The organism is Enorma phocaeensis, from assembly GCF_016901575.1.
Lineage (GTDB): Bacteria > Actinomycetota > Coriobacteriia > Coriobacteriales > Coriobacteriaceae > Limicola > Limicola phocaeensis_A.
The window spans coordinates 14,968-38,771 of sequence record NZ_JACJKQ010000003.1 but is presented as its reverse complement, the minus strand read 5'-3'; the positions used below and the strand labels follow the sequence as shown (position 1 = coordinate 38,771).

23 protein-coding genes are annotated in these 23,804 nt (G+C 64.2%); 19 read left to right on the top strand and 4 right to left on the bottom strand.

The window, feature by feature from the left end; genetic code table 11:
• Positions 1 to 12: 12 nt before the first annotated feature.
• Positions 13 to 1,332 carry a putative ABC transporter permease gene (locus H6A15_RS03365; protein ID WP_204672298.1) on the top strand — a complete coding sequence of 440 codons (1,320 nt, stop codon included), beginning with the start codon at positions 13 to 15 and terminating at the stop codon, positions 1,330 to 1,332.
• Positions 1,333 to 1,582: 250 nt separating this feature from the next.
• Here H6A15_RS03365 and H6A15_RS03360 read toward each other — a convergent pair whose 3' ends face one another.
• Complete coding sequence (locus H6A15_RS03360) at positions 1,583 to 2,002, bottom strand: molybdenum cofactor biosynthesis protein MoaE (protein WP_239462319.1); 420 nt, start codon at positions 2,000 to 2,002, stop codon at positions 1,583 to 1,585.
• Between the two features lie 362 nt (positions 2,003 to 2,364).
• On the opposite strand from H6A15_RS03360, the gene H6A15_RS03355 reads away from it, so the two are divergent.
• The 17 genes from H6A15_RS03355 to H6A15_RS03275 all read left to right on the top strand — a co-directional run bounded on the left by H6A15_RS03355 (position 2,365) and on the right by H6A15_RS03275 (position 18,934).
• Entirely contained in the window at positions 2,365 to 3,069 is a 705-nt protein-coding gene (locus H6A15_RS03355; protein WP_204672297.1) for a triose-phosphate isomerase, read from the top strand.
• 3 nt (positions 3,070 to 3,072) lie between these two features.
• The gene (locus tag H6A15_RS03350; protein WP_204672296.1) at positions 3,073 to 3,594 is read left to right on the top strand and encodes a YjbQ family protein; all 522 of its coding nucleotides are present in this window, start codon (positions 3,073 to 3,075) and stop codon (positions 3,592 to 3,594) included.
• A gap of 81 nt (positions 3,595 to 3,675) precedes the next feature.
• A complete protein-coding gene (locus tag H6A15_RS03345; protein ID WP_204672295.1) occupies positions 3,676 to 3,960 on the top strand; it encodes a PTS sugar transporter subunit IIB in 285 nt (94 codons plus the stop codon).
• 86 nt (positions 3,961 to 4,046) lie between these two features.
• Positions 4,047 to 5,453, top strand: a complete 1,407-nt coding sequence (locus H6A15_RS03340; protein WP_204672294.1) for a PTS galactitol transporter subunit IIC — start codon at positions 4,047 to 4,049, stop codon at positions 5,451 to 5,453.
• Between the two features lie 139 nt (positions 5,454 to 5,592).
• A complete protein-coding gene (locus tag H6A15_RS03335) occupies positions 5,593 to 6,279 on the top strand; it encodes a hypothetical protein (protein ID WP_204672293.1) in 687 nt (228 codons plus the stop codon).
• Positions 6,280 to 6,357: 78 nt separating this feature from the next.
• A complete protein-coding gene (locus H6A15_RS03330) occupies positions 6,358 to 7,239 on the top strand; it encodes a class II fructose-bisphosphate aldolase (RefSeq protein ID WP_204672292.1) in 882 nt (293 codons plus the stop codon).
• A gap of 92 nt (positions 7,240 to 7,331) precedes the next feature.
• A complete protein-coding gene (locus tag H6A15_RS03325) occupies positions 7,332 to 7,805 on the top strand; it encodes a PTS sugar transporter subunit IIA (protein WP_204672291.1) in 474 nt (157 codons plus the stop codon).
• A 259-nt stretch (positions 7,806 to 8,064) separates the two neighbouring features.
• Positions 8,065 to 9,771, top strand: a complete 1,707-nt coding sequence (locus H6A15_RS03320) for an amidophosphoribosyltransferase (RefSeq protein WP_204672290.1) — start codon at positions 8,065 to 8,067, stop codon at positions 9,769 to 9,771.
• A gap of 408 nt (positions 9,772 to 10,179) precedes the next feature.
• Positions 10,180 to 11,286 (top strand): phosphoribosylformylglycinamidine cyclo-ligase, encoded by a 1,107-nt coding sequence (gene purM, locus H6A15_RS03315; protein ID WP_204672289.1) that lies wholly within the window; start codon positions 10,180 to 10,182, stop codon positions 11,284 to 11,286.
• 211 nt (positions 11,287 to 11,497) lie between these two features.
• The gene (gene purN, locus H6A15_RS03310) at positions 11,498 to 12,163 is read left to right on the top strand and encodes a phosphoribosylglycinamide formyltransferase (RefSeq protein WP_342635809.1); all 666 of its coding nucleotides are present in this window, start codon (positions 11,498 to 11,500) and stop codon (positions 12,161 to 12,163) included.
• A gap of 577 nt (positions 12,164 to 12,740) precedes the next feature.
• Positions 12,741 to 13,952: a peptidylprolyl isomerase gene (locus tag H6A15_RS03305; RefSeq protein WP_204672287.1), complete on the top strand. Its 1,212-nt coding sequence runs from the start codon at positions 12,741 to 12,743 to the stop codon at positions 13,950 to 13,952.
• Between the two features lie 87 nt (positions 13,953 to 14,039).
• Entirely contained in the window at positions 14,040 to 14,483 is a 444-nt protein-coding gene (locus H6A15_RS03300) for a GatB/YqeY domain-containing protein (protein WP_204672286.1), read from the top strand.
• A gap of 415 nt (positions 14,484 to 14,898) precedes the next feature.
• Positions 14,899 to 15,633, top strand: a complete 735-nt coding sequence (locus H6A15_RS03295) for an amino acid ABC transporter ATP-binding protein (protein WP_275060821.1) — start codon at positions 14,899 to 14,901, stop codon at positions 15,631 to 15,633.
• Between the two features lie 95 nt (positions 15,634 to 15,728).
• Complete coding sequence (locus H6A15_RS03290) at positions 15,729 to 16,598, top strand: transporter substrate-binding domain-containing protein (RefSeq protein ID WP_239462318.1); 870 nt, start codon at positions 15,729 to 15,731, stop codon at positions 16,596 to 16,598.
• Positions 16,599 to 16,762: 164 nt separating this feature from the next.
• Positions 16,763 to 17,515 carry an amino acid ABC transporter permease gene (locus tag H6A15_RS03285; RefSeq protein ID WP_204672285.1) on the top strand — a complete coding sequence of 251 codons (753 nt, stop codon included), beginning with the start codon at positions 16,763 to 16,765 and terminating at the stop codon, positions 17,513 to 17,515.
• A gap of 5 nt (positions 17,516 to 17,520) precedes the next feature.
• A complete protein-coding gene (locus H6A15_RS03280) occupies positions 17,521 to 18,168 on the top strand; it encodes an amino acid ABC transporter permease (protein ID WP_204672284.1) in 648 nt (215 codons plus the stop codon).
• 13 nt (positions 18,169 to 18,181) lie between these two features.
• The gene (locus H6A15_RS03275; RefSeq protein WP_204672283.1) at positions 18,182 to 18,934 is read left to right on the top strand and encodes an AAA family ATPase; all 753 of its coding nucleotides are present in this window, start codon (positions 18,182 to 18,184) and stop codon (positions 18,932 to 18,934) included.
• 107 nt (positions 18,935 to 19,041) lie between these two features.
• Here the strand turns inward: H6A15_RS03275 and gltA are convergent, their stop codons facing one another.
• From gltA to pth, 3 genes are all read right to left on the bottom strand, one after another.
• Positions 19,042 to 20,448 carry an NADPH-dependent glutamate synthase gene (gene gltA / locus H6A15_RS03270; RefSeq protein ID WP_204672282.1) on the bottom strand — a complete coding sequence of 469 codons (1,407 nt, stop codon included), beginning with the start codon at positions 20,446 to 20,448 and terminating at the stop codon, positions 19,042 to 19,044.
• A complete protein-coding gene (locus H6A15_RS03265) occupies positions 20,436 to 21,272 on the bottom strand; it encodes a sulfide/dihydroorotate dehydrogenase-like FAD/NAD-binding protein (RefSeq protein ID WP_204672430.1) in 837 nt (278 codons plus the stop codon). The genes gltA and H6A15_RS03265 overlap by 13 nt, the downstream gene beginning before the upstream one ends.
• Positions 21,273 to 21,506: 234 nt before the next feature.
• Positions 21,507 to 22,136, bottom strand: a complete 630-nt coding sequence (gene pth, locus H6A15_RS03260; protein WP_204672281.1) for an aminoacyl-tRNA hydrolase — start codon at positions 22,134 to 22,136, stop codon at positions 21,507 to 21,509.
• A gap of 326 nt (positions 22,137 to 22,462) precedes the next feature.
• On the opposite strand from pth, the gene H6A15_RS03255 reads away from it, so the two are divergent.
• The gene (locus H6A15_RS03255) at positions 22,463 to 23,575 is read left to right on the top strand and encodes a hypothetical protein (RefSeq protein WP_204672280.1); all 1,113 of its coding nucleotides are present in this window, start codon (positions 22,463 to 22,465) and stop codon (positions 23,573 to 23,575) included.
• The last annotated feature ends 229 nt before the right edge of the window (positions 23,576 to 23,804 follow it).

Below are 23,804 nucleotides of genomic sequence, written 5' to 3'. Positions count from 1 at the left end.
TAAGGAGCATGCATGACCGACCAGTCCACAGGAGAGCGCGCGGTCCTCAAGGACTACGACCTGCCTGGCAACGATCTCGATCCCAACACGACGACGCCAGAACAGCGCAAGAAGATTTCCCTCATCGCCAAGGTGTACGGCCTGCTGTGCCTCATCGACGGCATCGTCACGCTGCCTGTCGCCGTCATCTTCATCGGCATGGTGGTGTGGGCGCTGCAGAGCAGGCCCGACCTGATCTCTGTCGGGCAAGACCCCACGCTCACCACCATTCTCATGGTGATGAGCTTCGTTGTCACCGTGGTGACGGCGGGCGTCCTCATCTTCTTCGGCATTTCGATTCTTCGCAACCATCGGCGCAACACGGCGCGCTGGTCGCACGTGCTGCTCGCGCTCAACCTGACCCAGTTTTTGTTCAGCATCATGCTCCAGGGCATCGGCGAGCACCTGATCGCGCCGTTTATCCAGCTCGTCATCCTGCTCGCCCTCTCGGTCACGGTCGACCCGTCGCTGCGCCAGGAGCGCCGTCTCAGGAGGCGCCTGCGCGATCTTGAGGAGCGCGAGGCGGCAGAGGCGGGCATGCTCGGGCGTGACCTGAAGGGCCGTGGCTACATCCAGCTCAACTTCTTCAACATCTTCTGGGTGTTTGTGGTCTGCAGCGTGCTGGGGCTCATCATCGAGGTCATCTGGCACATGGTCGTCGTCGATCCGGGCGTATACCAGGATCGCGCCGGCATGCTCTTTGGTCCGTTTTCACCCATCTACGGGGTGGGCGCCGTGCTCATGACCGTTGCGCTCAACCGCTTCTATCGCTCGAATCCGCTCATCATCTTCGTGGTCTCCGCGGTTATCGGCGGCCTCTTCGAGGCGTTTGTGAGCTGGTTCATGCAGACCGGCTTCGGCGCGGTCGCATGGGACTACACGGGAACGACCCTCTTCGGCATTCCGGACCCCGTGGCGATCATCTTCGGCGGCCGCACCAGCACCCCGTTCATGTGCATGTGGGGCCTTCTCGGATTTGTGTGGATCAAGCTCTGCCTGCCGCGCCTTCTGAAGCTCATCAACATGATTCCCTGGAAGATGCGCTACTCCCTCACCACGCTTTGCGCGCTGCTCATGATGGTGAACGCGGTCATGACGCTCCAGTCGCTTGACTGCTGGTTCGAGCGCGTCTCGGGCATCGAGCCCACCTCTCCCGTCGAGGAGTTTTACGCCAAAAACTTCGACAACAGCTATATGGAGCATCGCTTCCAGAGCATGACCATCACGCCCGAGGACTCCAACCGCGTGGACTCCTCGAAGGTTGCCGAGGCGGTAGGGCAGCCGTCCGCCTAGCCGCCCGGTCGCTTCTGGTCTGGTGGTCAATCGGGCGGCTCTGAGCCCGCGAGCCGCCCGCAGGCGCCGCAAAGGACAATCGGGCGGCATCCCCGGGCATACGGGTTGTCCGGTGGTGCCGAGATGGGCAACGGCGGCGCGACGATGGTCAACCGTGGCGCCGCGCGGACAGCGCCGGCGTGCATGGCGCCCGCGGCGTGCATGGCGCCCGCGGCGTGCATGGCGCCGTAGCCTGCGCGACGCGCGCCGCCTACTCGCCGTCGCGGCTCTCGTGTTCGACTTCGTGCACGCACTCGTTCTTGATGGTGCCGACGAGCGTCTGCAGGGCATCGACGACGTGGGGGCGGATATCCCCGCCGATCAGGACGAGCATGATGTCGTCGCCCACAGCCAGCTCGCCTTCGTTGAGCCAGACCCGGACATAGAAGATCCCGGGCAGCTTGCGGGCAGCCTTAACGGCCTGCTCGACCTTCTCTGCGTCGTAGCCAAAGGTGAGGCTGCCGACCGAGCCGTCTTTTTCGACGCCGCCCGATGCCCCCTCGCGCACGCGCGCCTTGGGCGTGGCGCGCACGACGCCGTTGTGCACCAGGTACATGCCGCAGCGTTGGAAGGCCGGGTCCTGCTTGGCCTCGGTGAGCCAGGCGTCGATTGAGGGCATGGGCTGGGACATGGGCGCCTCCTTGCAAGGGGTTCGGGTCGATGCCGGCATTGTAGCAGGCGCCGCCCATCGTGGAAAACGCGCCGCTCGCGGAAAAATGCAACAAGGTCGAACGAATGTGATATGTGGACCAGATATAAAGAAACTTGTACATAACTTAATGAACAAGTTATGTACATATTTCCCGCCCCCGAGCCGATGGACCACAGCCCACCCTACCCGAGGCACCTTTGATTGCCCCGATCGGTCACGGCAGGCCCTCCGGGGCCGTCGGGGGAGGGGTGTTGGGCCCGTTTCGGGGCGATGCGGGCCCGCAAGGGTCGTGTCCCGCGGCCGTACCGGCCCGGGCAGAAGGAAAGGAGCAGATGGTGCCTATGGAGAAGACCAAGCTTCGGAAGCCGTTCTTCGTCGTAAACCCCAAGTCGTACCTCTATGGGGAACAGGCCTATGCGCTTGCGCGCAAGGCTGACGAGCTGGCCGCCCGCTACGACCTTGACTGCCTGTTCACGGCGCAGCTCATCGACCTTCCCCACATCATCGCCGAGTGTCCTCATCTGATTCCCTGCGCCCAGGCCATGGAGAGCCTCGTGCCCGGCCGCGGCATGGGCCACATTCTGCCCGAGGCGCTTGCTGCCGCAGGCGTGAAGGCGACGTTTTTGAACCACGCCGAGAACCCCCTCACGGTGCACGAGCTCGCTGCGACGATCGCGCGCGCCAACGAGGTGGGTATCCTCACCGTCGTGTGCGCCGACTCCGTCGAGGAGGGCGCCGCCATCGCGCAGCTCCATCCCGACGTCATGGTCTGCGAGCTCACGAGCCTTATCGGGACCGGTCAGGTTGCCGGCGAGGAATACATGCGCGGCTCCACCGAGGCCGTGAAGGCCATTTCGCCCGAGACCCTCGTCTTGCAGGCGGCGGGCATCTCGAGCGGCGAGAACGTCTACGACGCCATCCGTTTTGGCGCCGACGGCACGGGCGGCACCTCGGGCATCGTCGCCGCCGACGATCCCATGGCGACCCTCGAAGAGATGTTCGCGGCGCTCGACCAGGCGCGCACCGACTTCTGCAAGGAGGCCTAGGCCATGACTGTGTACAAGGGCAAGCTCGAGATGCAGACGTTGGCGGGAAAGCCCACGTATGTGGATATCACCGAGGGCGTCGAGGGCGTCATCGCCGAGTCGGGCGTGAAGGAGGGCATCGCCGTCGTCATTTCATGCCACACCACCTGCGCGGTGTTCTCCGAAGAGTATGACCACGACCACACCCCTGCCGGCGACACCTTCCTCCAGGCAGACCTGTCCGATGGCCTGGACAAGATCTTCCCCGAGCAGCACGACTGGAAGACCTATCGCTATCCGGGCATCCAGCACTTCGAGGAGGTAGAAACCTGGCCCAACCTCGATTCCTGGCTGCCGGGCGGCGACCGCACGATGCTCTGGAACGGCGACGCCCACCTGCGCTCCACCATCGTGGGCAGCAACCAGACATTCGAGGTCGAGGATGGCAAGCTGCAGATGAACGGCCTTGCCAGCATCTATTTCGTGGATTTTGACCGCACGCGTGAGCGCACGCGCAAGGTCAAGGTGATCGTCATCGGCGAGTAGTCGTCAAGGCGATCTTCGGGTACCGTAGATAGCCTGCCGGAATGGTCCGGCTATCGGGAGTGCAACGAAAGGAGGGAATTCGTGAAGACCATCATCCTGGCGTGCGGATCGGGCATCGCTACGTCGACGGCGGTGGCAAAGAAGGTGTCCGACTTTTTGGATGCCAACGGACTTGCCGGGCAGTACACCATCACGCAGTGCGCGATTGCCGAGGCGGTCAACCGCGCGAGCTCTGCCGACCTGCTCATTTCCACCACCGTGGTCCCCGATGGGCTGCCGTGCCCATATGTGAACGGCGTGCCGTTCCTGACGGGCATGGGCCGTCCCGCTGCCGAGCAGCAGATTCTCGAGATCCTCAAGAAGTGACAAGCCGCTTGCGGCTCCCCGGTCTGTCCGGGTCACGCGGGGCGCATCTGCGCCCCGGCCAAACGCTTCAATAGAAAAGAGGGGCAATGGACGCGATTCTATCTTTCTTCACCTTTATCCAGGGCCTGGGCGTCTCGGTCATGATGCCCATCATCATCACCATCATCGGCACCGCTCTTGGCGCCGGCTTCGGCAAGAGTCTCAAGGCCGGCCTCACCGTAGGCGTGGGCTTCATCGGCCTGAACCTGGTCATCAACAACGTGCTCGGCACCAGCCTCGCGCCTGCCGTCGAGCAGATGACCACCCGCTTCGGCCTCGCGCTCAACATCATCGACGTGGGTTGGCCGGCGTCCTCGGCGATCGCCATGGGCTCGACGGTCGGCCTGTTCATCATCCCGCTGGGCCTCGTGGTGAACATCCTCATGCTCATCACCAACACCACCCAGACCGTTGACGTCGACATCTGGAACTACTGGCACTTCGCCTTCACCGGCTCCATCGTCGCCATCATCACCGACAACATCATGCTCGGCTTCGCCGCCGCCGTCATCAACATGGTCGTGGTGCTCATCCTGGGCGACATCACCGCGCCTCAGGTCGAGAAATCCCTCGGCATGCCCGGCGTCTCGCTGCCGCACGGCTTCACCGCAGCCTTCGCCCCCATCGCCATGTTCGTGAACTGGGTCATCGATAAGATCCCTGGCGTGCGCGACATCAACATCGACGTCGAGTCCATGCAGAAGAAGTTCGGCGTCTTCGGCGAGCCTCTGTTCGTCGGCACCATCATCGGCATCGTCATCGGCTGCATCGCCTACTTCGACGCCGCCGACATCGCCGGCTCCGTGACCACCATCTTGACGCTCGGCGTCTCGCTGGGCGCCGTGCTGGTGCTCATCCCCCGTATGGCCGCGCTGCTCATGGAGGGCCTGCTCCCCATCTCCGACGCCGCCTCCGAGTTCATCCAGAAGCACTTCCAGAGCCGCGGCAAGATCTACATCGGCCTCGACTCCGCCGTTGGCGTCGGCCATCCCGTGACCCTGTCGCTCGCCCTCATCCTGATTCCCGTCATGCTGCTGCTCGCCGTCATCCTGCAGCCGCTCGGCAACCAGGTCATCCCCTTCGGCGACCTGTCCACCGCTACCTACATGCTCGTTCTCATCACCCCGATCGTGAACCAGAACGGCTTCCGCGGCCTCATCGTCGGCATCATCGTGCTCGCCGTGGGCCTGCTCATCTCCACCTACATGGCCCCGTTCCAGACCGCTGCCGCCCTGCAGTCTGGCTTTGACATCGCCAGCGCCGCTGGCAGCGCCAACGCCATGATCTCGTCGCTGTGCGACGGCGCCAACCCGCTCACGTTCATCTTCGTGTTCCTGAGCAACATCAACGGCTACGTGTGCGTGGGCGTCACCGGCGTGCTCGCCATCGTCTTCGCCATCTGGAACCGTCGTCGCATCCTCAAGGAGGCCGCTGAGCTTCACGCCCAGCAGTAACGCGACATAGCGCCACGACACGTGCAACGTGGGTATAACGTTGGCGTGACAGCTAAGCTCCGCGGGGCCCGCGCTCACTTCCGGGCGCGGGCCCCGCGATATTTCAAGGGCCTGCGACGGCCGCCGAAGGGAGGGTCCCGTGAAGGGTTCCCGTCAAGAACATGTCTCCGCGGAGGCGCCGGGCGCCACGCCCCAGGCGTCGCCCGCGACACGGGGCTCAGATAAAGGTGCGAAGGGCGGCGCGTCGAGCGTTCCTGCAGACGAGGACGCCTCGGTGCAGACCTTTACCTACGATGAGCACCGCTATCTCTTCGACGTGATGGTGCCCGGCGTGGTGGGCGCACTTGCGGTTCCCGTCGGCGTCGGCATGGCCGTCGCGGGCTTTTTGGCACCCATCGGGATCATCGTGGCGGTGGTGGGCGCCTATACGGTGTTCAACACGTTTGTCGCCAAATGCTATCCGCGCGTGGCGACGCTGTCCGACGACGCGCTCGTCTTCGAGTCCTTCGGCCGCACCGACACCTATCCGCTTGCGGACATCTCCCGCATGCCGGTGCGTGAGAACGGCCAGGTCCGCAGCGCCTATGTCCGCGTGAACGGCGGCGGCATCCTACGGGGTCGCTACTTTGTGGGATGCGGTGACATGCGTACGCCCGAAGGCGAGAGCGGCGAGGCGCTCTACCAGTTTTTCCTCGCCACCGAGGCCCGCCTGGATCCCGACAACATCCGCGTGCGCGCGCGCCGTGCCGAGGCGCGCAAGCTCGAGGGCGGGACGGCGAGCGCCCCGGCACCTATTGGCAAGCGCCGACGCAAGAAGAAGCGCTAGGGGGCCGTATCGTGCCGCCTGCCTTGGGGCCCGTACCCATGCTTGCCGCGGTCTTTGTATTTTGAGAAAGGAACATCCATGCTCGTCAATCTGCGCGACATCTGCGCCATCGCCGAACAAAACAACATGGCCATCGGCCAGTTCAACGCTCCGACGCTCGAAGCCATGCGCGCCGTCGTGGACGCCGCCGAGGCCACGGGCTACCCCGTGATGATCGGTCACGCCGAGGTGCACGAGGACGTGGCCCCGCTCGACGTGGTAGGCCCCGCCATGGTGGCGCTCGCCGAACGTGCGAGCGTCCCGGTGTGCGTGCACCTGGACCACTGCGAGCACCTCTCATACATGCGCCGTGCCCTCGAGCTTGGCTTCACGGGCGCCATGTATGACGGATCCATGGAGCCCTATGAGGTGAATGTCGAGAACTCTGCCCGCGCCGCGGCGATGTGCCACGACTTTGACTGCGGCCTCGAGTGCGAGCTGGGATCCATGGGATCGCGCGAGGGCGGCGCGACCGCCCAGGGCGGCACGGCCGAGGAGGCGGGCGCCATCTACACCAATCCCGACCAGGCCCGCGCCTTCGTCGAGGCCACGGGGCTCGATGCCCTGGCATGCTCGTTCGGCACCGTGCACGGCATCTATAAGGGTGAGCCGCACCTGTCGTTTGACGTGCTCACCCAGATCCGGGAGCGCGTGAAGGTGCCGCTGGTCATGCATGGCGGCTCGGGCGTATCCGACGAGGACTACCACAAGGCTATCGACGCGGGCATCCGCAAGGTAAACTACTTCACCTATGGCGACAAGTTTGCCGGCGAGGCCGCATCCTCCGCGGTCGACGCCGCGCGCGCCGCCGGTGATGTGGTGTACTGGAGCAAGCTCTCCTCGGTTGCCTACGAGCGTCTGCTTGAAGACTTCACCCAGGTCATCAAGGTCTTTGCCAACGGGGCAGACCCCGTGGCATAGGCTCTCCCGCGAGCCGTCCCGCACCTCGGACAGCCCCAGCCCCGCCGCACCGTACCGTGCAATCTGGCATCCAACCTAGGAAGGAACCACGTATGTCCACCGTAGATACCAGCCTGTTCACCCCCGAGCTCGTGTTCTTTGATTTCGAGGCGTCCGACCGCGTCGACTTCTTCACCAAGATGTCCCAGATCCTGATGGATAAGGGCTACGTGAAGGAGAGCTGGCTCGACGCGATCATGACCCGTGAGAAGAACTACCCCACGGGCCTTGCCTTCGAGCACATCTCGGTCGCGCTGCCGCACGTCGACCCCGAGCACCTCGTGAAGCCGTACATCGCCGTGATCAAGCCGAAGGAGCCGGTGATCTTCGAGGGCATGGCGGGCATCGGCGGCGACATTCCCGCCGAGCTCATCGTCAACCTCGGCCTGCTCGCTCATGCCGAGGGCCAGGTGGCGGTGCTCCAGGCGCTCATGGGCGTGTTCATGGAGGGGGACACCGTGGCAGACATTCGCGCCCAGACCACGCCCGAGGGCATGGTCGACACCATGAAGAAGTATTGCGCCTAAAGACGCACGCGCGCCCAATCGCGGCGCGCGACGAGGCGTGGTGCCCGCGGTGCCGTGTCCGCGCATGCGACCTTGCCGGATGCGGCCGAGGGCGCTCTGCGGACACCTATGCGTGAGAGGGCCCGCTCCGCTGTGCGGGGCGGGCCCTGACCTTGCGGACGTGTTGCGAGCAATGTGAAATCGTGCGCGCCGCGCAAGAGGGCCTGCCGAGATGCCATAATGTGCCTTTGTTTCCGATGGGCTATCAAAAGGAGCGGGTATGGGTTCAGAGGTGTTCTCCGGCGCGAAGTGGCAGGCGGATCCTTCCGAGGCGGATCAGCTGCACGAGGAGTGCGGCGTCTTCGGCATCTGGGCGCCCGGTCGCGACGTGGCACGTCTCACCTACTTTGGCCTGAAGGCCCTGCAGCATCGCGGCCAGGAATCCGCGGGCATCGCGGTGGGCGATGGCGGGACGGTTCTCGTCCGCAAGGACCTCGGTCTCTGCGACCAGGTGTTTTCCGACGCGGACCTCTCGACCCTTACCGGGCAGCTCGCCGTGGGACATGTGCGCTACGGCACCGCCGGCGCCAAAAGCTGGGAGGCCGCGCAGCCCCACCTCTCCACCATCAACGACGTGATCATCGCCCTCGCGCACAACGGCACCCTGGTGAACACCGACGAGCTGCGGCGCCAGCTCATTGACCTCAACGTGCCGTTTTTGTCCAACTCCGACTCCGAGGTGGCAACGAAGCTCATCGGCTACTTCACGCAGCGCACCAAGCACCTGCGCGAGGGCATTCGCAAGACCATGGAGCTCGTTCGCGGCGGCTATGCCATGACGCTCATCAACGAGCAGGCCATGTATGCGTTCCGCGACCCATACGGCATCCGTCCGCTCGTGCTCGGCCGCCTTCCGCTCGGCGATGCGGGCGCGGACGGCGCCTCCTCATCCCATCGCCCCGATGAGTCCGATGGGGACGGGTTCAATGCAACCACTCATGCAACCACCGGTGCCTCGTCCCGCGGCGCGCAGGACGCCGCCGGCTGGGTCGTGGCATCTGAGACCTGCGCGCTCGACATCGTGGGCGCCGAGTACGTGCGCGACATCCGCCCCGGCGAGATTTTGCGCATCAGCGCCGAGGGCCTTGTCTCCGAGCAGGGCGTCCCCGCCGCCGACGAGCTTGCCGAGTGCATCTTCGAGCAGGTCTACTTCGCTCGTCCGGATTCCATCATGGCGGGCAAATCGGTCTATGCCTGCCGCTACGACATGGGCAGGCAGCTGGCACGCGAGGCACCCGTCGACGCCGACATGGTCATCGGCGTGCCCGACTCCGGCCTGCCGCCGGCGGAGGGCTACGCGCGCGAGAGCGGCATCCCCTTTGGCGAGGGCCTCATCAAGAACCGCTATGTGGCTCGCACCTTCATCCAGCCCACCCAAGAGCTGCGCGCCATGGGCGTGCGCATGAAGCTCAACCCGCTGCGCGACAACATCGCGGGCAAGCGTCTCGTGGTCATCGATGATTCCATCGTGCGCGGCACCACCATGGTGCAGCTTGTGCGTATGCTGCGCCAGGCGGGCGCCGCCGAGGTGCACGTGCGCATCAACTCGCCCGAGGTCGTGTGGCCGTGCTTTTATGGCATCGATACCGATATCCAAGAGCAGCTCATCAGCGCCAACAAGAGCGTCGACGAGATCTGCGGCTACATCGGCGCCGATTCCTTGGCATTTCTTTCGGTGCAGGGCCTGCTCGCCTGCGTGCCGCCCTGCGGCAGGGGCGCCGCCTCGACGGGGGAGGGGCCGGCGCACGGCTACTGCACGGCGTGCTTCACGGGCGTATACCCCGTCGCCATCCCCGAGAGCTTCGGGCGAGATAAGTTCATGCCCGGCTACGACCCCTGCAACCTGACCGACAGCCCCGTGCTGCCGCGCGACGTGGTGGTGGAGAAGGAGCATGACCACAGCTGGGAGGAGGCCCATCGGGCCTAGGATGCCCGGTGGCCTTGCGGCGGATGTCCGCTGGCCTTGCGACGCACGCCCGGTGGCCTTGCGACGCACGCCCGGTGGCCTTGCGACGCACGCCCTCGCGGAGTAGAAAGGCTCCCGCGCACGGCGGCTGTCCTCACCCAGCCGTAGATAACTTCTTATGCAGAATGGACGCCCCCGGAAGACTTCTTGTGCAAAAGGGACGGTAAGGGCCTCCAATCGGGCTCTTAACGTCCCTTTTGCATAAGAAGCTTGTCCGGAGCGTCCAAAATGCATCACAAGTTTATGTTTGAGGACGAGGGGCGAGCCGCCGAATATTTGAGGACGAGGGGCAAGCCGCCGAAGCCCCGCGTTTGCGCCATCCGGCCTGCTATGATGTGGATAACCTACACCTTCTGGGAAAGGAATCGCATGAGCGACACACCCAAGCACGTGACCTATGAGGATGCCGGCGTGGACACCGCCGAGGGAGGCCGTGCGGTCGACGCCATCAAGCAGATGGTTGCCGAGACCAACCGCCCCGAGGTCATAGGCGGCATCGGCGGCTTCGGCGGCCTCTTCTCCGCCGCCGCGCTCAAGGACATGGAAGACCCCATTCTCATCTCGGGCACCGACGGCGTGGGCACCAAGCTCGTGCTGGCGCAGATCCTCGACCGCCATGAGACGGTTGGCCAGGACTTGGTCGCCATGTGCGTGAACGACATCCTCGCCTCGGGTGCCGAGCCGCTCTTTTTCCTGGATTACATCGCGATCGGCCACATCGAGGCCGATCACATGGCGAAGATCGTGAAGGGCGTCGCCGACGGCTGCAAGCTTGCCGGATGCGCGCTCGTGGGCGGCGAGATGGCCGAGCACCCAGGGGTCATGCGCCCCGATGACTACGACATGGCTGGCTTTACCGTGGGTGTGGTCGACCGCCCGAAGATGCTCGACCCCGCCAACGTCCGACCCGGTGACGCCATCATCGGCCTGCCGAGCTCCGGCGTACATTCCAATGGCTATTCGCTCGTGCGCCGCGTGATCGGCGTCGACGGCATCGTGCCGGGAACTCCTGAGGCCGACGCGAAGCGAGCCGAGCTCGAGCAGCCGCTCGAGGAGCTCGCGGGCCGCTCTCTCGCAGACGCGCTCCTGGAGCCCACGCGCATCTATGTGAAACCTATTCTGGAGCTGCTGCGCGGCGGCGTGACGGTGCATGCCATCGCCCACATCACCGGCGGCGGCATCACCGAGAACCTCAACCGCGCCTTGGCCCATGACGTCGACGCGGTGGTCGAGCGCGACGGAGAGCAGATGGGCTGGGACATGCCTCCTGTCATCTCCTATATCTCGCGGCAGGCGGGGTTGACCCCGGCGGAGGCCTGCAAGACCTTCAACATGGGCGTCGGCCTCATGATCATCTGCCCTGCGGAGGAGGAGGCCGGCGTGATCGCCGCCCTCGAGGCCATGGGCGAGCGTCCCTTCCATGTAGGCACGTGTGTGGAGGGTACCGGCAAGGTGGTGTACACCGATGAGCGTTAACGACGAGGAGTATCGTCGCCTGGTCGAGGAGGCCGGGCTCCCGCCCGAGGCCCAGCCGAGCGCGGGGTTCTTCGGCAAAGGCGCCGAGCATGAGGTGGACAGGGCGCTTGCCGCTGCCGCCGCGGGGGATGACGCCGCCTACGCCGCGGCGGTTGCGCGGGCCGTCGAGCGCCTGCACGCGCTCGGACTTGACGGCAAGACCGGAAATGACATCCAGGCTCGCCGCGCTGCAGAGGTTGCCGCCGGCACCGCCGAGCCGCTTAAGATCGGCGTGCTGATCTCCGGTTCCGGCACCAACCTGCAGGCGCTCATCGACTGCATCGCCGCGGGCACGCTCAACGCCAAGATCGTCATGGTCATCTCGAGCCGACCGTCGGCGGCAGGCCTCAAGCGTGCGGCCGACGCCGGCATCCAGACCCTCGCCCTTTCGAAGGAGCTCTATGCCGAGGACCCCTGGGTGGCCGACGAAGTGATTGCGACCGAGCTCATGCATGCCGGTGCCGAATACATCGTCATGGCGGGCTATATGCGCAAGATTCACGAGCCGCTGCTGGCGCTGTGGCCGAACCGCGTGGTGAACCTGCATCCCGCCCTGCTGCCCAGCTTCCAGGGCGCGCACGGCATCGCCGATGCTTACGCGCGCGGGGTGAAGGTCACCGGCGTGACCGTCCACTTCGCCAACGAGGTCTACGACCAGGGCCCCATCATCGCCCAGGAGCCGGTGCGCGTTGAAGAGGGATGGTCGGTGGACGACCTCGAGGCGGCCATCCATGCGACCGAGCACCAGCTGTATCCGCAGGTGGTCCAGCTTCTTGCCGAGGGCCGCGTGTACGTGCGTGACGACCTCACCGTGGAGGTCGCGCCGGCCGCTGTCTAGGCTTTTGGCACGAATGCCCCGCCTTGCTCGAGGCGCCCCTCGCCATCTGCTGTGGCGCTGTCCACAAGGGCTCGATGAGGCCTGGTCCCCAGCTGCCGGAATCGTCCTTTCTGACGCTATGCAAGCCGCCGCCCAGGCTATCAGACAGCTCGGGCGGCGGCTTTTTCGCTTCGATTCGCTTTTGGCGCCGACGCTCGCGTCGAGATGGGCCTCGCGCAAAGCGTCCTGACAACACTCGCTTCGGTTTTATGCAGCTTTTTTCGAATCCTGCGAGTAGGCCCGCACATCGCTCGACTGCGACCTGCGGTTTTGTTCAGAAAACAGGCTGTCGACTCGGGGGTTCCAGAAAAACCTGCATAAAACCGAAGCGAGTGAAAAGTCGCGCGCATGGGATGCGGATTCGGGCAAGAATATGGTGCTTACCGGGACACGTGTTCGTGCGGTAGCGACCGACCCCCGCGATGTGCGACAATAAGCGCGTTTGTACATCGAGGACATATCCTGACGCCTTGATGCGCGGGCCAGACTTCAGCACCTGGCCTGACATCGGGCGCGCAGACACGTCGAAGGACCGATCATGGCAATGAAGAAGAACCATAATCAAAAGCATGAGGGAGCGGGCGGCAAGACCCCCACGAAGGGAGACTTCAAGCGCGAGAGCAAGAAGGCGCTCGGCAAGGGTGCCAAGTACGTCCTTGTGGCCATCGGCGTTGCAGCCATGCTGCTTTCGGTGACCGCCATGGCGTGCTCGGGGATCTTGAGCCAGTTCCAGTCTTCGGGTGAAGACTACACGCTGACCGGCGGCGTCGCCGCAACGGTGAACGGCGTGAACATCACCGAGGACACCATTACCAAGCAGATCATGAGCACCCGCAGCTCGATGGGCTATGGCAGCGACCAGGGCTGGGCGGACTATCTGGCGAGCAGCGGCATGACGCCCGAGAGCTATCGCGAGAACGTGATCAACCAGTACGCGCGCCAGTACCTGGTGACCGAGGCCATCAAGGAGTACGACATCACCGTCACCCAGGATGACCTCGACAAGGCGTGGGAGGACTTTGTCGCAAACTACGACTCCGAGGACGCCGCGCTGGAGACGCTCACCAACGTGGGCTACACCAAGGACACCTACCTGCAGAGCATGGAGTCGAGCCTTGCCCAGCAGAAGCTGCGTGACGAGGTGGCTCCCGAGCAGGATCCCACCGACGACGAGATCATCGAGTATGTGAACGACAACATCGACACCTACAACGATGCCCGCCGTTCGTCGCACATCCTCATCAAGGTTGCCTCCGATGCCGATGACGCCACCAAGGAAGAGGCCCGCCAGAAGGCCCAGGAGGTGCTCGACAAGATCAACAACGGCGAGATCTCGTTCGAGGACGCCGCCAAGGAGTACTCCGAGGACAGCTCTGCTTCTGACGGCGGCGACGTGGGCTGGGACAAGATGACCTCGTTTGTCACCGAGTACCAGGACGCCCTTTCGGCCCTTTCCAAGGACCAGGTGAGCGGGATCGTCGAGAGCTCCTACGGCTTCCATATCATCAAGTGCACCGACTACTTCCATGTCGACGGCGAGGTGACCTCGATCGACCAGATTCCCGAGGACCTGCGTACCAGCCTTTCCGACAACATCAAGTCGACGAACGCCAACAACGATTACAATACGTGGCTCAACGACTACGTGGACGCCGCCGACATCCAGATCAACCCCATGCCGTCCGACGTTCCCTACAACGTCGACATGTCGGGCACCACCTCCTCGACCGACGAGGGCAGCGCCCAGTAAACAGCCGGCCCGAAAGAGCCCCCTGTGACAGCGAATGCGTTTAAGCGGGCGCCTCTTGGGGCGCCCGCTTGCTAGAAAGGAAGCATCATGACCAACCAGGAACTGCACGACGAGATGGTCGCCGCCATGAAGGCCAAGGACAAGACGCGTCTGTCCATCATTCGCCAGGTGATGGCGGAGGTGAAAAACGTCGAGGTGAACGAGCGCCGCGACGCCACCGAGGAGGATGTCACGAGCATGGTGAAGCGCCTCATCAAGCAGACGAGCGAGACGCTCGAGATGTCTATCAAGGCGGCGAACAACCAGGAGCGCACCGACACCCTGACCGAGCAGGTCAAGATTCTCGAGAGCCTGCTGCCCGCACAGCTTTCGGGCGACGAGCTGGTGGCGCTCATCGAGCAGACCATCGCCGAGGTGGGAGCCACCACGCGCAAGGACATGGGCCGCGTCATGGGCGCGCTCAACAAGGCGACGGGCGGCAACTTTGATAAGGCCGCGGCCGCCAAGGAGGTCGGCGCCCGCCTCGCCTAGCCCATGGTCCAAGGGGACGGCGTCTTGCCGTCGGCGGGAGGACGGGTCCGCCTGCCGACGGCGCGCGACGCGCACGGCACCGTCTTGTCCCGTTTTATGCAGTGCACGAAACGTGGACGATACAAATGGCAGCAGGGGGCTACCATGATGTACTCCACTTTGCTAAAGTGAATACTGCTGAACCAATTGGGTATACTTTTGCACATTGTACGGCGGTTTACTCATTTGTATGCACGGTCGCCGCGATCGGGTGTTTGTAACGTCTCAGTTTCCTGCTCGTTGCAGCTCTGCGCGCGCCGCATTCCGCCGACCGCCCCACCGTACAATGTGAGACCGAACCGTATATGCATGTCATCTGTCCGCACCGGCCAATCCGGGCCCGGTCCGTGCACTCAGACAGGAAGGAATCGAGCCCATGGCCGAGAACATGATTGAAATCAAGGGGTTGAACAAGTACTTCGGCGACCTTCACGTCCTGAAGGACATCAACCTCACCGTGAAGGCGGGCGAGAAGGTCGTCGTGATCGGCCCGTCCGGCTCGGGCAAGTCCACGCTCATTCGCTGCGTCGACTTCCTTGAGGAGCCCACCTCGGGCGAGGTCATTATCGACGGCACGCCGCTCACCAAGAAGAACCACCTGGAGATGGCGCGCAAGTATTCCTCCATGGTGTTCCAGCAGTTCAACCTGTATCCCAACATGACCGTGCTGGGCAACCTCACGCTTGCCCCCATCAAGCTCCAGAAGAAGAGCAAGGCCGAGGCGACGAAGGTCGCCATGGCGGCGCTTGAGCGCGTGGGCCTCGCCCAGAAGGCCGGCGAGTATCCGCAAAACCTCTCCGGCGGCCAGCAGCAGCGCGTCGCCATCGCCCGCGCCATGTGCACCAAGCAGCCCATCATCCTCTTCGACGAGCCCACCTCGGCGCTCGATCCCGAGATGATCCAGGAAGTGCTCGACGTCATGATCGAGCTCGCGCACGACAACATCACCATGATCTGCGTCACGCACGAGATGAACTTCGCCAAGCAGGTCGCCGACCGCGTGCTGTTTATGGACGATGGCCAGATCTTGGAAGAGGGCACGCCGGAGCACTTCTTCACCAATCCGCAGAATCCGCGCTGCAAGGACTTCCTGAACAAGATTCTGCACTAGGTCACCTGTCGCCTCCGCGCTTCGTGGCGTGGAGGCGGCTGACATATGTCTGGCGCTCGCGCCGGGCACCTGACACCAGACGAAAGGGGATTGTCATGATGGATATGTCTCGCCGCCAGTTCCTGGGCGCTTTCGGCGCCGCTGCTGCCGTGGCCGGCCTGGGCCTTGCTGGCTGCAGCTCCGATACGTCCACTCCGAGCGGATCTTCGGGTTCCTCCTCCGATTCCAAGATTCAGACCATCAAGGACCGCGGCAAGCTCAACTGCGGCGTGAAGGCCGACGTGCTTGGCTACGGCTATCTTGACACCGCGACCGGTGAGTACGAGGGCCTTGAGATCGACCTTTGCTATCAGATCGCCGCGGCGGTCTTCGAGGTCTCCTACGAGGAGGCCAAGGAGCAGGGGCTCTGCGCCTTCACCACCGTTACGCCCTCTACGCGCGGCACGCTCATCGACTCCGGCCAGCTGGATATCGTGGCCGCCACCTACACCATCACGCCCGAGCGCGAGGAGGACTGGGACTTCTCCACGCCTTACCGCACCGACTCCGTGGGCATCATGGTCAAGACCTCCAACGGCTGGGACTCCATGGAGGACCTGGACGGCCAGACCATCGGCGTTTCCACCGGCTCCACCACGCAGCAGCTCGTCACCGAGATGATCGCGGACGAGGGCTTCGACTGCACCCCCAACTTCACCGAGTACCAGTCCTATCCCGAGATCAAGGACGCGCTCGACGCCGGGATGGTTCAGGCCTTCGCCATGGACCGCTCCACCCTCAACACCTACATGGACGACACCGTGGAGCTTCTGCAGCCCGAGATCGAGTTTGGCACGCAGGAGTACGGCGTGGCCACCGAGAAGGGCTGCGACCTCTCCGACCTGGTGGACGAGACCGTGAACGAGCTGCTCGACAGCGGCTGGATGGACGAGGAGATCACCACCTGGCTGGGCGCAAGCGCCTAATGTGATGTGAATGGTACGCAGGCGGGCGCGGCGGGAGAAATCTCGCCGTGCCCCGCCTGCGTGTTTGCGTGTCCCAAAAGGATGCCGGTTCACCGGGGCGTCGAGGGCGCGGCACCACGCGGAGCGAACCTGTTTCCTTTTGGGACATACTGGAAAGGAGCGTTATGCTCGAGTCGATTCTTGATCCCCGGCGCTGGGAGATCACGCTTGCTTCGATCGATGCCTTTTGGGACGGCTTCTTCGTCACCCTGCAGGTATCGGTCTTCGGCCTCATCCTCGCACTGTTGCTCGGAACGATTCTGGGCGTGTTCTCGACCACGCAGTCGCGCGTGCTGCGCGCCATCAGCCGCGTGTACGTCGAGTTCTACCAGAACACGCCGCTGCCGGTGCAGGTGGTGTTCATGTACCTCATGGGCCCGCAGCTTCTGCAGCTCATCTCTGGCGCGCCCACGCCGGTGCCCATCCCCTCGGTGGTGCTGGGATTCGTCGGCGTAGGCCTGTATCACGCGGCGTACGTCTCCGAGGTCATCCGCACGGGCATCGAGAGCGTTCCACGCGGTCAGATGGAGGCCGCGCTCTCGCAGGGCTTCAGCCGCGTGCAGGCATACATCTACATCATCCTGCCGCAGACCATCAAGGTCGTGCTGCCCCCGTTGTGCAACCAGGCGCTGAACCTGGTGAAGAACAGCTCGGTGCTTGCCCTCGTCGCCGGCGGCGACCTCATGTATCGCTCCAACAGCTTCGTGGGCACCTATGGCTACCTGCAGGGGTACATCCTCGCATGCGTCATGTACTTCATCATCTGCTTCCCGCTGGCCATGCTCGTGCAGTACCTGGAGCGCCGCTCCACGCGTCGCCCCAAGGCCAAGGTCATTCCCGGCATCACCATTCCTAGCGACACGGCAGAGGAGGCGTAACGACCATGGATGCATTCAACGCAACAAACCTCTCGTTCATCCTGGACGGCTTTTGGCTCACGATTCGGATCTCGGCGCTCGCGATCGTGTTCTCCATCATCTTGGGCACCGTGCTCGCCATGGTGAAGCAGTTCTGCCGAGGCAAGCTCTCCATCTTCCGCTGGCTGGTGACCGCCTACATCGAGCTGTTCCGCTGCACGCCGAACCTGCTGTGGATCCTGTTCATCTATTTCACGCTGCGCGCGTCGAACTTCGTCGTCTCTGTCGTGGCCTTCACGGTCTTCACCTCGGCGGTCATGGCCGAGATCATCCGCGGCGGCTTCAACTCCATCCCTAAGAGCCAGTTCGAGGCGGCCAAGTCGCAGGGATTCGGCTTTTTCTCGTCGATGCGCTACATCATCTTGCCGCAGACGTTCAAGACCATCATCCCGGCGCTCTTCAGCCAGTGCACCACGGTCATCAAGGACTCTTCGTATCTTGCGAGCATCAGCGTCATGGAGCTCATGTTCAATGCGCGCGTCGTCATGGCCCAGATTCCCAGCCTTGGCTCCAAGCTGCTCATGTACGGCCTGGTGTTCGCGCTATACTTCGTCCTGAACTTCGGCATTTCGCTGATCGTGCGCGCCTACCAGCGTCGTGTGGTCGCGGCGTAAGAGGGGATTGGCTATGAGGATCATCACCCGCCCATCTATCAAGAGCCGGCTTGAGGCGCGCGCCACCGGCGAGGACGTCGATCGAGCCGGGCAGCCGGTAGTCATCACCATCGCGCGCGATTTTGGTGCCGAGGGACATGAGGTCGGCAAGATGCTTTCGAGCGAGCTGGGCATTCCGCTGTATGACAACGAGATCCTGGTGCGCTCTGCCATGCGCGCCGGCGAGTCGGTAGACAAGATGGCGGCCTATGACGAGCAGCTCGCTGCGGAGTTCATGGCGTTCATGCCCGACCGCGTGGATGCCCGCACGGTCGCCGACAAGCTGTGGGAGGCCATGGCCCGCGTGATCGTGGACCTTGGTGCCACCGAGAGCTGCATCATCGAGGGGCGCCTTTCTGACTACCTGCTGCGCACCAACCCCAACCACATCGCCGTGCTGGTGACCGCGCCGTTCGAGGACCGCGTCGAGATCGTGAGCAGGAAGCGCAACCTCACGCATGCCAAGGGCGTGAAGCTCGTGCGCAAGATGCAGCGTGCGCGCGAGAGCTTCTACAAGCGCTATTCAGCCGGCAAGTGGCGCATGGACATGGGCAAGGACATTGTGGTCAACCGCGCGAAGCTGGGCCGCCAGGGCTGCGTCGACGTGATCGCCGCCGCCTATCGCGCCAAGCTGCGCGAGCTGGGCATCTACGAGGAGGAGGCGGCGACCGCTGCAGCCGAGGCCGCATTCTATACCACGCTTCACGTCCCCGCCTCGGTAGAGTAGCCAGACGGCCCGGTTGTCCCGGAGACACATCCATCGGTATGAAAAAGCCGCCGCAAGCGTTTGCCTGCGGCGGCTTTTGTGTGCTGGAAAAACGACCAGCCGACGGGCTACTCCTCGCCGAGAAGCGTCTTCTTGATGCTTGCGGCTGCGGTCTTGCCGGCGCCCATGGCAAGAATGACGGTCGCGGCGCCCGTCACGATGTCGCCGCCGGCCCACACCTTGGGGTTGGAGGTGCGGCCGTCCTCATCGGTCTGGATGAGGCCCCAGCGGTCAAGCTCGACGTCTGCGCAGAGCTTGGCAAAGGGGTTGGCGCGCGTGCCGATGGCGGTCACGGCAACGTCGCAGGGGATGGCGAACTCGGAGTTCGGGATGGCGACGGGACGGCGGCGTCCGGAGGCATCGGGCTCGCCGAGCTCCATGCGCTGCAGCTCGATGGTGGACACGAAGCCGTCGGGGCCGGGCAGGAAGCGCAGCGGGTTGGAGAGCTCGAGGATCTCCACGCCCTCCTCCTTGGCGTGGTGAATCTCGGCGCGGCGGGCCGGCATCTCGGCCTCGGTGCGGCGGTAGGCCAGCGTGACCTTCTCGGCACCCAGGCGCAGCGCGGTGCGCGCGGCGTCCATGGCGACGTTGCCGCCGCCGAAGACCACGACGTTCTTGCCGTGGCGGACGGGCGTGTCGTACTCGGGGAACTCGTAGGCGCGCATGAGGTTCGTGCGGGTGAGGTACTCGTTGGCGCAGTAGACGCCCGGCAGGTTCTCGCCGGGAACGTGCAGGAAACGCGGAAGGCCCGCGCCCACGGCGAGGTACAGGGCGTCGAAGCCCTCGTCCTCGAAGAGCTCCTCGGCGGTGAACAGGCGGCCGGCGACCGAGTTGTACTCGAACTTCACGCCGAGCTGCTCCAGGCCGTCGATCTCGCGCTTGACGATCGCCTTCGGCAGGCGGAACTCGGGGATGCCGTAGGTGAGCACGCCGCCGCCCGTGAAGAACGCCTCGAACACGGTGACGTCGAAGCCTTCGCGCGCGAGCTCGCCGGCGCAGGCGATGCCGGAGGGGCCGGAGCCCACGATGGCGACCTTCTTGCCGTTTTTGGGCTTGCACTCAGGCGCCTTGCCGACCTCGTCGGCCATGTCGCCCAGCATGCGCTCGAGCTGGCCGATCGCGACGGGCTCGCCCTTGCGGCCGAGCACGCACTTGCCCTCGCACTGGTTCTCCTGCGGGCAGACGCGGCCGCAGACAGACGGCAGCAGGTTGTCGTTCTTGATGGTCTCAAGGGCGCCCGCCCAGTCCTCTTCGCGGATCTTCTCGATGAACTGGGGGATATGGACGCCTACCGGGCAGCCTTCCATGCACAGGGGCTTCTTGCAGTCCAGGCAGCGGTTGGCCTCGGCGATGGCGTCGGCCTTGGTGTATCCGGTGTCAACGGGGCGGAAGTCGCGGGCGCGCTCGGCGGCCGGCTCCTCGTTCGCAGGGGTGCGGGGCGCCCCGATGTTGGGACGATACTTTACTTCTGGCATGCGCAGTCCTCCTCATAGTGCTTGATGGAAGCGGCCTCCTCGGCCTTGTAGCTGGCCTGACGGTGCGCAAGGTCGTCCCAGTCGACCAGGTTGGCGTCGAAGTCGGGGCCGTCGACGCAGGCGAACTTGGTCTCGCCGCCCACCTCGACGCGGCAGCATCCGCACATGCCGGTGCCGTCGACCATGATGGGGTTGAGGCTCGCCATGATAGGAATCTTGTGCTGGCGGCAGGTGAGGGTCGAGAACTTCATCATGGGGACCGGACCGACCACGAATGCCTGGTCGATGGAGTCGGTCTCGCACAGGCGCGCGAGCGGCAGGGTCACGACGCCCTTCTCGCCCATGGAGCCGTCGTCGGTGGTGATGAAGAGGTTCTCAAGCGGAAGCGCGGCGAACTGCTCGAACAGGATGAGCAGGTCCTTGTTGCGGGCGCCCATGATGACGCTCACCTGCTTGCCTTGCTCGCAGAGCATGCGTGCGACAGGATAGGCGATGGCGAGGCCCACGCCGCCGCCCACGACGGCAACGCGGTCGCCCTCGATCTCGGTGGGGCAGCCCAGCGGGCCGGTGATGTCCTGGATGTAGTCGCCCTCTTCAAGCTTGGACAGGCACTCGGTGGTCTTGCCGACTACCATGAAGATGAACTCGATCCATCCCTCATCCGGGTTCCAGTTGGCGAAGGTGAACGGGACGCGTTCGCCCGTCTCGTTGATGCGCACCATGAGGAACTGGCCGGCATGCGCATGCTTGGCCATCCTGGGTGCGTCGACACGGAACTCGAAGACCTTCTCCGAGAACTGCGTCTTCTTGAGGATCTTGTACATAAAACCCCTCTCTGCCATGAGGAGCCGCCTCTGTGGCAGAGGCCTGCGCCCACGGCTCGACTTCGTACCCTGCTGATGCATGGCTTGTGGCGCGCGCCTTGTTGGGTGGCGTACCTGGCGAAGGCTGCCGCCGTGTGCAGCCAACAAGGTGCACATACAGCTCAAGTATACCCCCGCCAGGCGGGGCCTGACGGGGGTCATCTGCGCATACTTGGATGTACGGGATGAATGTCGCTAGTGCTTGCCGTTTTGCGCCGCGCCGCCGTTCACATGGTCGCGGGCAAAGATCACGCCGCGGGTGAGCGCAAGCTCGCAGGCGTCGGCGGCGCGCATGGCGGTGTCGGCAAACGCCTCGACGTCCTTGCCGCGCAGCTGCTTGAGCACAAAGTCTGCCACCGGCATGCGTCCCGGCGGGTCGCCGATGCCCACGCGGATGCGGCTGAAGTCGCGACTGCCCAGCTTGTCGATAATCGAGCGCAGGCCGTTGTGGCCGGCATGGCCGCCGCCCACCTTGACGCGCACGTCGCCCTCGGGGATGTCGAGCTCGTCGTGGACGACGAGGACCTCTTCGGGCTTGATGCCGTATTCGCGGCAAAGCTTCGAGATGGGGCCGCCGCTCGTGTTCATAAAGCTCTGCGGCTTGACGAGCACGACCTCCCGGCGGCAGGCCTGCTCCTCGGGGTCGTTGACGTTGACGACGGCGACCTCGGCGCCAAGCTGGTTTTTCCAATAGGACGCCCCTGCTCTTCGAGCGATCTCGTCTATCGTCTTGAAGCCGGCGTTGTGCCTTGTCTCGGCATATTCGGGCCCTGGGTTGCCCAAGCCCGCCACCATGCGGATCTTTCCCGGCTGCGCTGCTGCCATGCGGCTCCTCCTTTACGTTTCGACCCTCCCATACTGATGGGGACCGTAGGCGAAGTCAAATGCTGCGGTCCAGCTGCCGTCGGCGTTTGAACGACCTGTGAAGACGTGTCGAGGTGCGGGGCGGCCGTCGGGGCCGTGCATCGAGGGGTGGGCGTGACAATCCGCAGTGAGGTGGCCGGGGTCACATGCGGCCGAAAGGCCCCAGGGGGGGGTTACGCTTGGGCCGCTGTATCGACCGTCTGGCCCGCTCGCGCGCGTAATTGCGCCAGGCAGCGCATCAACCACGTATATTCGGAGGAGGTACGTATAGGGAGGCGACGGCTTCGGTGAGCGCTTTGATCATATGCAACGTCTCGGCTCTGCGGGCGATCAGATGGGCGCGCCAGCGATATGACGTGGTGCCCTGGGAGCCGGTCGGGCGCGTCGAGATTCGCCACGCGCTCGAGGATGGTGCGCCTAACAGGGACCGTATCGACTGGGATGTGCTCCGGCGCTACGGGTTTGTCGTAGACGAAGGGGCAAACGGAGGCGAGTCCCTCCACGTGCTCGTGGGACGCGACGAAGACCGCCGATCCCGCGAGGAACTCTGCTGCCACGTGCAGCGCCGCGACTTGGAGCGCGGAATGCTGCTTAGGGTCGAACCGGGGATCTATTGCGCCTCGCCGGCGCTCGCCGCTATGCAGTACGCGCGTGGCAGAGGCTTACCCGAGGTGTTCTCGCTGGTCATGGAGCTGTTGGGCTCCTATACGCTGCCAGCCGAGCCAACGTTTGGCCTGGCGCGCGGGGACGTGTGGCGCGCGCGACCGGGCTTTCTGGCGCCGGACAACGCCCGCCAGGACGGCGACGAGCCGGTCGAGCAGGCGCACTATCGTTGCACCCCCGCGACGACTTTGCTTGAGCTCAGGCGGGTCCTCAGATTGAGCGCAAGCAGCAACGACCGCTCGATGCGCACGGCGGTGGGTCTCGCCATGCCCGGCTCGGCGTCGCCGGGAGAGACCATCATGGCGGCCATGCTGGGGCTGCCCATGCGCTACGGCGGCTTTGGCTGCGACCAGCTGCCTCGCGGCGGCATGAGGCTCAATCACCGCATCGAGTTCAGCGGCCAGGCGGTCAACATGTCATCGGGCATGCCATGGGCTGTCTGCGATGCCTACATAGAGGCGGCAAAGACCGACCTCGAATACAACGGTATAGGCCACGAGCAGGTAAACGCCCGGATTCACGACGGCAACCGCAACAATGGCCTAAGGGGCATGGGAGTTCGCGTGTTGGTGATCAACAGACAGCAGATGCAAGACATCGTCGCACTCGAGGCCATAGCGCAATCCATCTACCAAGAAGCGGGGAAGCGCTTCCGTTATCGCATCGAGAACACCAGGCCGCGCCAGCTATGGCTGCTTAACGGCTTGCGCCGTGCGGCAGGGCTGACGCCGGTGTAGGGGGTGAGCGTCGCTTGAGGGGGCAGCACGGCAGTTTTTTCTTTGATTTTGAAAATAGTGGCCGTTTTTGCCAGATACGAACGATTGCAACTCTGCAGCAACCCGCCGGAGCGCCTTGTCTCGCCCGAAATGGGTGCCCTCCGGTCAATTATCCCAAGATAATTGACCACATGGGCGGGCCAGACGGAAACCGCTTGCAGCGACGCCATGGCCAATCGTTCGTATCTGG

What these genes read in the sequence shown, in the direction of transcription:
- H6A15_RS03280 (WP_204672284.1), top strand. Translation starts at nt 17,521, where the DNA reads ATGGATGCATTCAACGCAACAAACCTCTCGTTCATCCTGGACGGCTTT.
- H6A15_RS03300 (WP_204672286.1), top strand. Translation starts at nt 14,040, where the DNA reads ATGACCAACCAGGAACTGCACGACGAGATGGTCGCCGCCATGAAGGCC.
- H6A15_RS03350 (WP_204672296.1), top strand. Translation starts at nt 3,073, where the DNA reads ATGACTGTGTACAAGGGCAAGCTCGAGATGCAGACGTTGGCGGGAAAG.
- H6A15_RS03360 (WP_239462319.1), bottom strand. Translation starts at nt 2,002, where the DNA reads ATGTCCCAGCCCATGCCCTCAATCGACGCCTGGCTCACCGAGGCCAAG.
- H6A15_RS03365 (WP_204672298.1), top strand. Translation starts at nt 13, where the DNA reads ATGACCGACCAGTCCACAGGAGAGCGCGCGGTCCTCAAGGACTACGAC.
- H6A15_RS03325 (WP_204672291.1), top strand. Translation starts at nt 7,332, where the DNA reads ATGTCCACCGTAGATACCAGCCTGTTCACCCCCGAGCTCGTGTTCTTT.
- H6A15_RS03305 (WP_204672287.1), top strand. Translation starts at nt 12,741, where the DNA reads ATGGCAATGAAGAAGAACCATAATCAAAAGCATGAGGGAGCGGGCGGC.
- gltA (WP_204672282.1), bottom strand. Translation starts at nt 20,448, where the DNA reads ATGCCAGAAGTAAAGTATCGTCCCAACATCGGGGCGCCCCGCACCCCT.
- H6A15_RS03355 (WP_204672297.1), top strand. Translation starts at nt 2,365, where the DNA reads ATGGAGAAGACCAAGCTTCGGAAGCCGTTCTTCGTCGTAAACCCCAAG.
- H6A15_RS03285 (WP_204672285.1), top strand. Translation starts at nt 16,763, where the DNA reads ATGCTCGAGTCGATTCTTGATCCCCGGCGCTGGGAGATCACGCTTGCT.
- H6A15_RS03275 (WP_204672283.1), top strand. Translation starts at nt 18,182, where the DNA reads ATGAGGATCATCACCCGCCCATCTATCAAGAGCCGGCTTGAGGCGCGC.
- H6A15_RS03295 (WP_275060821.1), top strand. Translation starts at nt 14,899, where the DNA reads ATGGCCGAGAACATGATTGAAATCAAGGGGTTGAACAAGTACTTCGGC.
- purM (WP_204672289.1), top strand. Translation starts at nt 10,180, where the DNA reads ATGAGCGACACACCCAAGCACGTGACCTATGAGGATGCCGGCGTGGAC.
- H6A15_RS03265 (WP_204672430.1), bottom strand. Translation starts at nt 21,272, where the DNA reads ATGTACAAGATCCTCAAGAAGACGCAGTTCTCGGAGAAGGTCTTCGAG.
- H6A15_RS03330 (WP_204672292.1), top strand. Translation starts at nt 6,358, where the DNA reads ATGCTCGTCAATCTGCGCGACATCTGCGCCATCGCCGAACAAAACAAC.
- H6A15_RS03320 (WP_204672290.1), top strand. Translation starts at nt 8,065, where the DNA reads ATGGGTTCAGAGGTGTTCTCCGGCGCGAAGTGGCAGGCGGATCCTTCC.
- H6A15_RS03340 (WP_204672294.1), top strand. Translation starts at nt 4,047, where the DNA reads ATGGACGCGATTCTATCTTTCTTCACCTTTATCCAGGGCCTGGGCGTC.
- H6A15_RS03290 (WP_239462318.1), top strand. Translation starts at nt 15,729, where the DNA reads ATGATGGATATGTCTCGCCGCCAGTTCCTGGGCGCTTTCGGCGCCGCT.
- pth (WP_204672281.1), bottom strand. Translation starts at nt 22,136, where the DNA reads ATGGCAGCAGCGCAGCCGGGAAAGATCCGCATGGTGGCGGGCTTGGGC.